Genomic DNA, 12,366 nt, shown 5'->3' on the forward strand with positions numbered 1-12,366 from the left:
AAACCGAGGGAATTCTTGGCGTCGCGAGTACCGGCTGGAAGAGCTACCAAAGCCTTAGGTGGCTTCATCGATAGCGGTATGCCGGATGGTCAATCCTACTCGTTCGGCTTGCCTGATGGGGTCACTGCCTCACCCCCTTGCCCTTTAAGGATTAAGGCAGCCGACGCATTGGCAAATCGGACTCAAAGGCGCGTCGCCTTAGGCTTGCGTAAATTCCACGGAGACGCGACGGCAGCAGGTACTTCGTCAGGCCACCGCGTCTCCAATTTTTTCTCCAGCAGGCGGACAAGGAGCAGCCAATGAACATACAAGCCGTCGAAGTCGTCCGCGACCAAAACCCGATACGCCGCGGCGTCGGCTGCAGGCTTTGTGGTACGCGTCTGCGGCATACGCTGGTCGATCTCGGCATGTCGCCGCCTTGCGAAAACTTCCTGCGGGCCGACCAGCTGGATCAGGTGGAACTGTACTATCCGCTGAACGTCCTAGTTTGCGACACCTGCTATCTGGTGCAGCTCAAGGAGTACATGAGTCCCGAAACCATCTTCAGCGAGTATGCTTATTTTTCTTCTTTTTCGACAAGCTGGGTGGCCCACGCGAAAGCCTATTGCGAGGCCATTACGAAACGCCTCGGCCTTGGTTCCGACAGCCTCGCGGTCGAGCTCGCCAGCAACGACGGCTACCTGCTCCAGCACTTTCTTCCGCTTGGCGTTTCCGTTCTAGGTGTCGAGCCTGCCGCAAACGTTGCGAGCGCCGCGCTTGAGAAGGGTGTGCCGACCAGGGTTGATTTCTTCGGGGTTCGCCTGGCTCTCCAGATGGTGGCCGAGGGCCTGCGCGCCGATCTTATCATCGGCAACAATGTTCTGGCCCAAGTGCCCGACCTGAATGACTTCGTCGCAGGAATGAAGGTCCTCCTCAAGCCGGAAGGCGTCATCACCATCGAGTTTCCGCACATCGAGCGACTGATGGCCGAGAACCAGTTTGATACCATCTACCACGAGCATTTCTCATACTTCTCGTTATTGACCATCGACCTTATGGCTACCCGCCACGGGCTGCGGCTGATCGACGTCGAGGAACTGCCTACGCATGGCGGTTCGCTTCGCATCTATCTCGCCAACGAGGAAAGCAGCTGGCCCGTGAACGACCGCGTTCAACTGCTGCTCGATCGCGAAAAGCGGCATGGGCTGATCGACATGGGGACCTACGCCTCCTTCGGCGACAAGGCGCAGCGAGCGAAGCGAGATCTCCTGGCCTTCCTGATCTCGGCCAAGAACGAGGGCAAGAAGATTTGCGGCTATGGCGCGCCCGGCAAAGGCAACACGTTGCTTAACTATTGCGCAATCGGCCCCGACTTTCTCGACTTCACGGTCGACCGGAACCCCTACAAGCACGGTCGTTTCACGCCCGGCATGCACATACCGATCAAGCCGATAGAGGCGATCGACCATGCCAAGCCGGACTACATCCTGATCCTTCCATGGAACTTGAAGGACGAGATCATCAAGCAGATGCATCACGTCGCCAGCTGGGGCGCGAAATTCGTGGTGCCGATTCCTTTCGTTACAGTGATCGATCCATCGGAGTTGCCGAGATGAAAGTCGTCCTATTCTGCGGCGGGCGCGGCACGCGCATACGTGACTATTCCGACAGCATACCGAAGCCGATGATTCCTCTGGGCCACCAGCCGATCCTGCGCCACGTGATGCAGTGGTACAGCGAATACGGGCATGACGAGTTCATCCTTTGCCTGGGCTATAAGGCCAACGTCATCAAGGATTTCTTCCTGAACACCAGGCCGCAGACCTTCTCTGACTGCGTCGTCACGCAAGGCGGTCGGGATGTGAAGCTGCTCGGCGATACTCCAAAGGACTGGAGCATTACGCTGCTCGACACGGGTATCTGGCGCAACATTGGAGAGCGACTCTGGGCCGCCAGGGATCATGTCAGGAACGAGAAGATGTTCCTGGCCAACTACTCCGATGGCCTGACCAATGTCGACCTCGACGACGTGATTGCGAAGTTCGAGGCCAGCGGCAAGATCGGCTGCTTCCTCGCCGTGCGCGCGCCGCTGACATACCATCTGGCCGACATCGCTGAAGATGGCCGTGTGCGCGAGTTCCGCACGACGGATACATCCGAGATATGGATCAACGGTGGGTACTTTGTCTTCCGGCCGGAAATCTTCGACTACATGCGCGACGGCGAGGAGCTCGTCCTCGAACCATTCAAACGATTGATCGACGACAACATGCTGATGGCCTACAAGCACGAAGGCTTCTGGCGCTCGATGGATACGCTGCGCGACTGGCAGTCGCTCGAGGACATGGTCGAAAAAGGCGATATGCCCTGGAATCGCAAGGTCACCGCCGAGAAGATCAAGCGTAGCATGGTGATGGCTGCATCATGAAGGGGCTTGGCCTCGCGCGCCGAGGGGAGGAACTCTCGCTCCTCTGCCTTGGAGCCCATTCCGACGACATTGAAATAGGCGCCGGCGGCACAATTCTCAGCTTGATCGCTTCAGGAGTGAAACTCCACGTCCATTGGTGCGTGTTGAGCGGCGGCGGCCCCCGTTCGGCCGAAGCCAAGGCATCGGCCGAGGCCTTCCTTGAAGGGTCGAGCTCATCCAAAGTCGAGATCGCGGATTTTGAAGACAGCTACTTCCCAATCCATAGCCGATCGATAAAACACTGGTTGATCGATGTGAGGTCGCGCATCAATCCCGACATAGTGCTCACGCATGCCAGGCTCGATGCCCACCAGGACCATCGGGAAGTCAATCAATTGACCTGGAATGTCTTTCGCGACCATCTGGTGCTCGAATACGAGATTCCGAAGTGGGATGGCGACCTCGGCCGGCCGAATGCATATGTTCCGCTTGCGGCCGACGTACTGGAACGCAAGATCCAGTTTCTCCATAAGTACTTCGGGACGCAGCGCTCCAAGGACTGGTTCGACCGTGACACTTTTGTTGGGCTTGCCAGATTGCGCGGAATGGAATGCAGAGCGCCCGAGCGTTTCGCCGAGGCGTTCACGGTCAGAAAAGCCAGGATTTTCTAACAGTCAGCAATGCCCATCGCCGAAGGGACTTCCGCCCCGAGCGGACCCGCGCAGCGGCGCAAGTGCACGCCGCTCGGTTAGCTGGCCGCGGCGGAAACCCGTACTTCGGCCCCTTCGTTAAATCGACGGAAGACCACCTGGGATGGCCGGCCGACCAAAAACCGGTCCGTCCCCGCTTCCAGGGCCTGGGCATACACCGCCAATGCGCTGTCGACCGCCTCTATGGTCTTCATGATCGCCGGGTTGTCGTGAGTGTAGCTGACGACCAGTGACGGCATCAGCACTCCGCGCTTGATTGTCTCTTGAAGGAAAAGCGAGCGATATGCCTGCGACGGCTTGCCGTTGGGGTCGAGTGTGGCGAATGCCAGGCAAGAGGGGCGGCCGACGACCTTGAAGTGGTCTCCCACGCCGTGGCGTTTGGCAGCCTCGGTGATACCGTCCTTGAGCTTTGTGCCTTGGAGGTGCAGGTGCTCTATAACAGGTTCGGACTGGTATGTTCGCATGGTCGCGATGGCCGCGGCGAGCGCATGGGTCTCCGCGCCGTGCGTGGTTGACAACAGGAATACCCTTGGGCGGTCCATATGCTCTAACCCGCCAAGCCGCATATATTCGCGCTTGCCCGCCAATGCTGACACTGAGAAGCCATTGCCGAGCGCTTTGCCGAACGTCGTCAGGTCCGGCTCAATGCCATAGAGTTTCTGAGCTCCAGCCGCGTGCCACCGGAATCCGGTGATCATCTCGTCGAGAATGAGCAGCGCGCCGTTTTCCCGGCAGAGACGTTGCACTTCATGCAGGAAGCCGTCTGCCGGGTCGTCTCCGCGGGATGGCTCGAGGATCAGCGCGGCCAGCTTGCCCGGATATCTGTCGAACAGGTCTTTTACGCTGGCGATGTTGTTGTATCGGAAGGTGACGGTGAGATTTCGGACCACCTCCGGAATACCGGCATTCATCGGTGTCGTGCCGATGAACCAATCGTCCGTCGAAAAGAATGGATGGTCAGCGCAACAGGCCACGAGGTCGCGCCCTGTATAAGCGCGGGCCAGGCGCACGGCGCCGGACGTCGCATCCGAGCCATCCTTGCAGAATTTTACCATCTGCGCGTCGACAAGCTCCAGAAACGTCTCGGCGCAGTCGACTTCGATCTTAGCCGGTCGCGTGAAATTGGAACCGCCACTCAACGCTGCCTCAACCGCTCTCAGGACGGTCGGGTAGGCATGCCCCAATCCAACGGAACGATTGCCCATGCCATATTCGATATATTCGTTGCCGTCGACGTCCCAGACATGACATCCAAGTCCACGCTCAATGAAACCCGGGGCGAGAATGGGATACTGATCATCGCCCTTCGCGTATGTATGGCAGCCACCTGGGATCAGTTGGCGCGCGCGACCTTGCAAACGGACAGATTTGCGAAAACAAGGGCTCTGCTCAGACATGTACCACACTCCAGCTGTTGGAAAGTCTACATGTCCGGTCCAAAATTTCGCGATCATCAAATGGCTGCCGATTTAGCACTTATGGTGGATGTTGGAGCCCAATACCGGCGTTTTATGCCGAAAACGCCATTTTGCAGCGGCTGCGGAACAGCCGATCACGAAACGAGGCTAACAAAGACGGCCCGCAGAAGTGAACTCTGGCGGGCCGTCTGAAACCACCTGTCATTCTTCCGCGAGAGCACCTTCCCCGAAAAGGTCGTTCACCTTGTAGGCAACCTCAGTCCTGTTGGTCGCCTTCAGTTTCTTCATGATATTGCGGATGTGAACTTTCACGGTGCTTTCGCGCAGGTTCAGTTCGTAGGCTATGATCTTGTTCGCCTTGCCGCGCCGAAGCGCCTGAGCCACTTCAGCTTGCCGGTGCGTGAACATAGTCGTCAGCGGACGTGCGTCGCGGCTGCCTGAATCGATCAGATGCCGCATGGACAGCACGCTACTGGCCGGTACGAAGATGCCGCCAGCCGCCGCAAGGTTGACGGCTTCGACACAGACGTCAATGCCAACAGAAGTCGGAATGTATCCGCGCGCGCCGCTTTCAAGGGCGGTCAGTATCTGTGTAAGATCTTCCGTGTCAGCCAGCAGAATCACTGGAACAGAACTGAACTCTGAAGAGATCATTCGGACCTCTTCAGCTATGCTTTGATCGGTAACTTTGCGTCCACCAAGATTAAATAGGATGGCGGCTAGAGGAGGGTATGCTTCCTTCTTTATTCGCCATTCTTCGATCCGGCCCATGGCGGCAACAGCCATGCCAAGCTCATGATCCTCCAGAGCCGATGCTAGACATTCCCGGTCTAGCGCCCTTCCGTCAAGAATAAGTAGGCATTCCTTGTCTAGTTGTTCGTTGCTCTTTGCGCTGCTCGACGAGATTTCTGATTGATTTGTCGAAGCAAGATTATGCAGTCCGATTGCAGAACTCATACTAGCACCCCAACTTTTGCCCAAAACGACCGCCTCATGGCGGCCGACAGCCCCCTCAAATCCTAGATTTTTTTGAAAGTTTCTACCAATCTGAGAGTCCAGCCAGGCCCCCCCAGCTTGGACGCTCATCGCTTCTCCCGTACACCACCTAAAATTCAGTAGTTGATGCTTTACTAGCGAGAGCTAATCTAAGTTAATTTTTTGTAAATTTTTTTGGCTCTCAAGGGATCCCGCTGATGGGCAGGCCATGCGGGCCGAAACCATTGGGCCGGGTTCCTGGACTCGTGCACAAAAATGATTTCAGGCAAAGCAGCGCCGCCAAGCTCATCCGATAGGCGGAAGCAGGACCGTTAATCCACGGCGGCTTCTTACTCCAAAGGCTTCGTTGACGTCATGCATTGCCAAAGAAGAACATCTGTTTGCCAGCGTTTGCCCGGGCGTACGCCGGTCTGTCTGCGGATAAAGCGAAGACAGGGTAGGGGAGCCATTCGCCCGCCCCAATGGCTCCCCTATCGCTTTTGCGGTGAGCGGCACAGCAGAAAATCCGCCTGCCAGCATTGTCTGGCAGGCGGATAGATGCTCCCAGAATTGACGATTGGAACCTCAGGCGTGTCCCTGGGGTTCAGTCTCGCTCAGCCAACGGCAGACCGCCTCATGGCTACGGGTCACTGTCTCAAACGCATCGATCAACTTCTTGGCGGCTTTGTTAGCGACGTGCGATTCAGGATACTGGGCGGTCACAGCCTGCGCTCGCTCATAAATTTCCTTGAGTTGCTTCACCTGCTTTGGTCCAAATGCGCCGTGTACAACACGGGTGGTCATACGGATTGTCCTCCTCATGCTGGAACTCTAGAGAACCCACTCCATTGCCCAGAGCTCCCGATATCTCCAATTATCACGACATTTCACGATCGTAAGCAGAAATGTGCCCGCGAGCCTGTGTATAAGGGGGACATAACTCGCCGTCGAGCCGTTCTTTAGTGTGCGTTCGCGAGTTAGCCGTTTGCAGGAAGGGGTAGGCAGGATCCCGGCAGGCCGACGTGTCGACACATTCTGAGCCTGCAACCGCCAGCAGCCCAAACACGAGCGCTTCTCAGCCGCAGCGGATGGCATGCAGCCGGCGATCGTGGCTCGCGGTCGGTTGACGGGCCTCAACGGGCCGAGCCTGGTTGCAAGCCGTGGGGTATTTTCGGTTCTCAAGGAGACCTACGGCTTCTTGCGGAATGCAGGACTACGCCGTTTGGCTCACTTGCCCAAGGTTCGTGCCCGTCGAAAGATACCTGCCGTCGGGTAGTGTCTTTCGTCAACATTGGCGGGACCAACCGAGCGAAAGGCTCGATCAACAATGCAGGTTTCTTTGCCGGGTCTGCTGGTGTGCGTGGCCGTTCTTGCCATTGCATACTATGCCCGGGGAGTGCTGATTATCGGGCTGATTGCTTCCCAGGCATTCGGCGCTACGGCCGTCATGACCCTGACTTTCCTGGGCGGGTCATCTCCGCTCATCTACACCATGTTCGAGGCTCTACTCGTCGCGGCCGTCGCAGCCAGACGCCGTATATGGTTCGACCTCGGAAGCGTCTTCGGGAGTATCCGCCCGGTCTGGATACTCGCAAGTCTCATGGTCTACGCGATCATCGGATCGTGGCTGTTTCCCAGGTTCTTCGCCGGGCAGACCGTCGTCTTCGTCCAGTCGAAGACCAGGGGAGCGGTGGTGGAAGCGTCCTTGGCGCCAGTTTCAGGCAACATCTCGCAGACGGGCTACTTTATCCTTGGCGGGCTTGCTGCCATCGCGCTTTGCGTCCTGACGCTGCGCTCTGACCGTATCGATCAGATTCGCCGCGGCTTCTTCGTTTTATGCTGCTTGCACGCCGGGATGGGATTGATTGACTTTGTCGGTAAAAATGCAGGGCTGGGTGATCTCCTCGCCCCCATCAGAACTGCCAATTATGCGATTATAACGGGTGCGTACGAGGCTGGATTCGCTCGCATCACGGGACCTTTCTCCGAGGCATCTTCCTTCGCCGCTGCTACTCTGGCCTGCCTTGCGTTCTGCTATACCTACTGGCGAAAGACCAAGTCGGTCGTTGCCCAATGGTTGTCGGGCATCTTGCTCTTCCTGACCATTCTGTCGACGTCGTCGACCGCCTATGTTGGGCTTATGGTGCTGTGCGTTCCCGTCGCCTTCTCGATGTTGGCCTCGGTCTTAAAGGGGAAAATTGAGCGCGAGGATATACTGATAGCCGTTCTGATGATTGTCGGCACGGCTGCGGTGTTGGGCATCAGCCTCTACAAGGCAAATGTCCTGGATTCCTTTGTTGGGCTCTTCAACAAAACCATCGTCAACAAAGCGAATTCCGGGTCAGGCCATGAGCGAACCTATTGGAACCTGAAAAGCCTGCAGTCCGTCATCGACACCAACGGCCTCGGCGTGGGTTTCGGCAGTTCGAGGACATCGAGTTGGCCGATCGCGGTCCTGTCCCAGCTCGGGTTTTTCGGATCAGCGATGATGGCGATGCTGCTTGGTGTCTTGGCTCGAGGCGTAGGCGGGGTGCGGCGGTGGTTGGACCCCGAGACGGACGCTGTGGTGACGAGTGTCAGGAATTCCGCTCTTGCCGGTTTAGTCGCCGCCTCAATATCAGGTGGCAATGCCGATCCAGGCATTCTCTTCTTCGTCGCGCTGGCCGTTGTTTGGGTCGCACGGGTGCGCGCATTGGGCGCCACGCAACCGTTTGATCGAGCCGGTGGCCAGTATCCAGAAACAACGCCTTTTGCGCGCGCCATCGACGCCGCGTAGGTTAGATGACACTCCGCAACGACGCCAGTTGCCTCACCAGGTTCAAGTGAAGCGTTGCGGCAAACCATCGCAGAAATTTGAACTACTGCTTTCGTACGCAATCGCAGCCTTTTTGGGAGGTTTGCACGCTATCCGCCGGCCCGTAGTGTGAACGCGACATTTGAATCCGGAGTAGTCGCATGCAGGCGCAACCCGAAGCGATAGGGACCAGACCAATCCAGCCGGTCGTTGAGGAGAACCAGCCGGCGCGCGCCCAACGGTCCCGTCCTCACGTCACCTCGTTCAGGCAATGGAATTCGCAACTGGATGATGCATTGTCGCGGCTGCCTGAATCCGACGCGTGCCCGCATGAGCTGTTCCGGATACTGGCCACAAATTCGATCGACAATAGAAAGCTCATCGCGCTTGTGCGTGAGCGGGACGCGCCTGTCGCAATAGTGGCCTTGCGCCGGACGCCTGATGGATGTTGGGTGCCCGTAACCCGCTACATCGTTCCCGGATTTGTCTTGCCGTCGCAACCTGGCCGGCTTCTGGATGCCGTGGCAAGCGTAGGCGTTACTGTCGAGCTTGGCTTCTGGCGCCTGGAAAAGGAACCGCAAAGCCACGGCGCGGTGCGGGCGCTGTGGTCTGAACCAACCTTCGGAATGGATGCCACGGACGACTTTGAAGCGTACTGGCGAAAGACTGGTCGATGGGACGCAATACGAAAGTCTCGCAGAAAATGCAGCGGCTTCTCCGTTGGGATCAATCAGCCGGGCGCGGCGAGATTGATTGTCAAAGAGTGGGGTAAGACCTGGGGGATCGATGGCGCGGAGATAGCGGACCGTGTCGCGGCTGCGGAGTACATGGAGGCCACCGGCCGTCTTGTGTCCATCCTGCTCAGCGACGGTGATCGTCGAGTCGGGGGCGTGACTTGCCTGATACATGAAAATGAACTAGTTGCCCAAGTATATTTCAGAGATCATGAATACGATCGCTTTGATATAGGGACATATTTAATCTATCTGACATTCGAGATGGTCGGCAGATTCAATCTGCGAGGTATCGACTTGGGTGGGGGCCACGACTACAAGCAACGTTTTGCTCCGATTAAAGGAGTCAAGCACGAAATGCGAATCTGCGGCAACATCATGAGATACCAGTTCGGCCGGGCAGTGCGAAAGCTGCGTGGAGTAACAAATATCAACCGGCCTGCGGAATAATCGGAGATCAAGACCCTTCGCCAGACACTCCAATCCTGTGAAGTCGATCAATGAATTCAGTTAGACGAGCGCTAATTTATACCACTGCTGATCGATACTTCGGTCTTGCCGTCAATTTTGGCCTGACGATGGTCGTGTCGAGGCTTCTTACGCCGAGCGAAATCGGTATATCGGTGACTGGATCGGCTGTTGTCGGTCTTGCGTTGTCGCTGCGAGAGTTTTCCAGCACTGCATTCATAGTTCAGCGGCCCAATCTTTCGAAAGAGGACGTGCGCGCAGCATTTACCGTGATGTTGTCGCTTACGTCCTTGATCTCAGCAGGGCTCCTTCTATTTGCCCCGTTGATCGCCCATGTCTACGGCGAGGATGGCCTTGGGCCCTATCTACGTCTGATATCGGCAGCTCTTGTCATCGAGGTGGTGGCCGCTCCCATACTGGCGCTCATGCGGCGCGAGATGGCATTCGGACAGGTTGCCTTGGTGAACATTGCGATTGCTGTCTCCAGCGCGGTCACCGTCCTCACCCTCACGTCGCTCGGGTTCAGCTACATGAGCTTTGCCATGGCGTGGTTCGTCTCGGCCACTTTCGGCAGCATCCTCGCGCTCCTGCTCCGGAGTGAGTTCTGGATATTCAAGCCGCTGTTCAGCAATTGGCGGGGCGTGATTGCCTTCGGTTATTACAATGGCCTCATCGTGATGCTTGCCCGAATGTACGACCAGATCCCATATCTGGTGCTGGGACGATTTCTCTCATTCAATGCAGCGGGCCTTTTTAACCGGACGCTTACGGTTGCCCAGCTGCCCGACAAGATCTTTCTGGCCAGTTCAATCTCCGTTGTTTTCTCGGGATTTTCATCGGAGGCAAGGAAAGGTGGGGACCTCAAACATCATTACCTGACCGCGCTGACCTACACCACGGCGGTCCACTGGCCGGCGCTCGGCGTGCTTGCTATCCTGGCGCACCCAGTCGTGACGTTCCTCTATGGAGACCAGTGGCTCGAGATAGTGCCGCTGGTCCGGATCGCTGCGATTGCCTCCTTTTTCTCGTTCAGCTATGCATTGAACTACTGCGTGCTCCTGGCGGTTGGCGCCATTCGCGATGCCTTCTTGCGTTCGCTTGTCATATGGCCGGTTTGCGCCGTCCTGCTTTTGGTCGCTGCTCCTTTCGGTTTGCGCGGCATGGTGCTCAGCCTGCTTCTGACGGTTCCTTTCCAGGCTATGGTTTCGCTACTTTTCGTACGACGCCACATAAGCATGACTTGGACAGAGTTCGTCCTTGCCTTGTGGAAGAGTGCAGCGGTGACGATCGGCAGCGCCATTGGTCCCGCCGTGGTCGCCCTTGCGTGCTACCCTGCGCAGATCCACCTGGCTGCCGCAGTGGTTGCAGCCGTCCTTTCGGGGCTAGGCTGGGTGCTGGCGATCTGGCTAGTCAAACATCCGGCAATGCACGAACTAGACCACGTCGCCGAGTGGCTGGCCCGGATGCTGCGGACAGGGCGGCAGCCCCATCCGGATTTGTTGGTGATCGCCGAGCCCGTCCAGGCTGCGGCGGTCCTGCCGAGCGAGGTGAAATGAAAGCTACAGTTATGTCGATGCCGCATCTCCTGCCGAACCTAGGGTCCGGCATGAGGAAGTGTTGTCCTGGACAACCCTAGGCGCATTGCCACAGTAGACGGTGACTTACCCGTTTCGAACATGCCACGACGCCGGGGGGTGCAGGCAACATTCGAGAGTGATCTTTGATGTATCGACCCCGCGCTGAAGTATCTATTATACTACCAACCTACAATCGCGCTGACACAGTCATGCGCGCGATAGATAGTATAATTGGGCAGACTTTCGAAGATTGGGAACTCATCATCGTTGACGACGGGTCAACCGATTACACCGCGCAACTGACTTTTGAGTTCGACTCGCGTATCCGTTTAATTCGGCAGAGCAACCAGGGCGTGGCCGCCGCGCGCAACGCCGGCATCGCAGCCAGCACTGGTCGACTGATTGCTTTCCTCGATTCCGATGACGAGTGGCTTCCGCATTTCCTGTCCCTATCGGTTGCCTTCTTCAATGAATTTCCGGACGATCAGTACCTTACTTTCGAGTTTTTTCAGGACGATACCGACCATCGGATGATCAAGGGGACGATCGTCAATTGTTATCGGAGCATAGCCCGCGTGATTGGCTCTGATGCGTTCGAACTCCCGGATGGCCAAACCGACGACTATCTGCGCGTTTTTCATACAAAGCGCGCGCTCGGAACTTGGGCGACGCGATGCTCGACCGACAGGGAAGCGTCCGAAGCATTTCTTTACCAGGGGCACATCTTTCGCTACACGCGTTGGGGGTATTTCGCTTGGCTTCCGGCCACGGTAATGACTCGCCAGGCGCTGGAGCTCGTCGGCCGCTTCGACGCCTCCAAGCGCAGCGCGGAAGATTATCCCTTCCAGGCATTACTCGCTCGTCATTTCCGCACGAATTTCATCTCGTTACCTTCCGCACGCAAACACGAACATGGTTTGCATTCCGATCCCCTCAAGGAAGATCACCTTGCGACGGGGCCGAACGCCTACGCTTTTCGCGTTAATCGTCTGCAATATTTTGACCAGCTTCATTGGAACCAAAATCGCAGTGATCCCGAACTCTCGCTGTTGCGGAAGCATTATATTTACGAGACGGCCTGCCTCGCACTGAGATCAGGATATCGAAACAAATCCATAGCGCTGTTCAAAGAGGCTGCATGTTTTCGTAACCGGCTCTGGCACGCCTATTTTTTGGTGGCCCTGGCTGTTTGCTGCCCGTCCGACAAGACAGCTTCCGCTGCTTACGGCACATTGCGCCTTGTCTTGCGGGTCTTGCGGCAATTTCCCTGGGAAACGGCGTAGCAGGGCAGGCATTTGCAGCGA

At 57.1% G+C, this 12,366-nt stretch carries 10 protein-coding genes; 7 read left to right on the forward strand and 3 right to left on the reverse strand.

The window, feature by feature from the left end; translation table 11 throughout:
- Window positions 1-299: 299 nt before the first annotated feature.
- Genes EOA23_RS03795 through EOA23_RS03805 form a run of 3 tightly spaced genes read left to right on the forward strand, consistent with a single transcriptional unit; the run spans window position 300 to window position 3,057 of the window.
- Window positions 300-1,595 carry a class I SAM-dependent methyltransferase gene (locus tag EOA23_RS03795; protein ID WP_127302927.1) on the forward strand — a complete coding sequence of 432 codons (1,296 nt, stop codon included), beginning with the start codon at window positions 300-302 and terminating at the stop codon, window positions 1,593-1,595.
- Complete coding sequence (locus EOA23_RS03800; protein WP_042642461.1) at window positions 1,592-2,407, forward strand: sugar phosphate nucleotidyltransferase; 816 nt, start codon at window positions 1,592-1,594, stop codon at window positions 2,405-2,407. The genes EOA23_RS03795 and EOA23_RS03800 overlap by 4 nt, the downstream gene beginning before the upstream one ends.
- Window positions 2,404-3,057, forward strand: a complete 654-nt coding sequence (locus tag EOA23_RS03805; protein WP_127302928.1) for a PIG-L deacetylase family protein — start codon at window positions 2,404-2,406, stop codon at window positions 3,055-3,057. The genes EOA23_RS03800 and EOA23_RS03805 overlap by 4 nt, the downstream gene beginning before the upstream one ends.
- Before the next feature lie 77 nt (window positions 3,058-3,134).
- On the opposite strand, the gene EOA23_RS03810 is transcribed toward EOA23_RS03805, so the two are convergent.
- The 3 genes from EOA23_RS03810 to EOA23_RS03820 form a co-directional block, all read right to left on the reverse strand.
- A complete protein-coding gene (locus EOA23_RS03810; protein ID WP_127302929.1) occupies window positions 3,135-4,493 on the reverse strand; it encodes a glutamate-1-semialdehyde 2,1-aminomutase in 1,359 nt (452 codons plus the stop codon).
- 222 nt (window positions 4,494-4,715) lie between these two features.
- Window positions 4,716-5,471 (reverse strand): response regulator transcription factor, encoded by a 756-nt coding sequence (locus EOA23_RS03815; RefSeq protein ID WP_189341488.1) that lies wholly within the window; start codon window positions 5,469-5,471, stop codon window positions 4,716-4,718.
- Between the two features lie 603 nt (window positions 5,472-6,074).
- On the reverse strand, window positions 6,075-6,293 hold the full coding sequence (locus tag EOA23_RS03820) for a hypothetical protein (protein ID WP_126060797.1): 219 nt from the start codon (window positions 6,291-6,293) through the stop codon (window positions 6,075-6,077).
- 523 nt (window positions 6,294-6,816) lie between these two features.
- Here EOA23_RS03820 and EOA23_RS03825 point away from each other — a divergent pair.
- The 4 genes from EOA23_RS03825 to EOA23_RS03840 all read left to right on the forward strand — a co-directional run bounded on the left by EOA23_RS03825 (window position 6,817) and on the right by EOA23_RS03840 (window position 12,345).
- Window positions 6,817-8,265, forward strand: a complete 1,449-nt coding sequence (locus EOA23_RS03825; protein WP_127302930.1) for a hypothetical protein — start codon at window positions 6,817-6,819, stop codon at window positions 8,263-8,265.
- Window positions 8,266-8,444: 179 nt separating this feature from the next.
- Window positions 8,445-9,467, forward strand: a complete 1,023-nt coding sequence (locus EOA23_RS03830; RefSeq protein WP_127302931.1) for a GNAT family N-acetyltransferase — start codon at window positions 8,445-8,447, stop codon at window positions 9,465-9,467.
- A gap of 50 nt (window positions 9,468-9,517) precedes the next feature.
- On the forward strand, window positions 9,518-11,041 hold the full coding sequence (locus tag EOA23_RS03835; protein WP_127302932.1) for an oligosaccharide flippase family protein: 1,524 nt from the start codon (window positions 9,518-9,520) through the stop codon (window positions 11,039-11,041).
- 167 nt (window positions 11,042-11,208) lie between these two features.
- Window positions 11,209-12,345 carry a glycosyltransferase family 2 protein gene (locus EOA23_RS03840; protein WP_126060800.1) on the forward strand — a complete coding sequence of 379 codons (1,137 nt, stop codon included), beginning with the start codon at window positions 11,209-11,211 and terminating at the stop codon, window positions 12,343-12,345.
- The last annotated feature ends 21 nt before the right edge of the window (window positions 12,346-12,366 follow it).

Source organism: Mesorhizobium sp. M2A.F.Ca.ET.042.01.1.1 (assembly GCF_003997405.1).
In the GTDB taxonomy this organism is placed as follows: domain Bacteria; phylum Pseudomonadota; class Alphaproteobacteria; order Rhizobiales; family Rhizobiaceae; genus Mesorhizobium.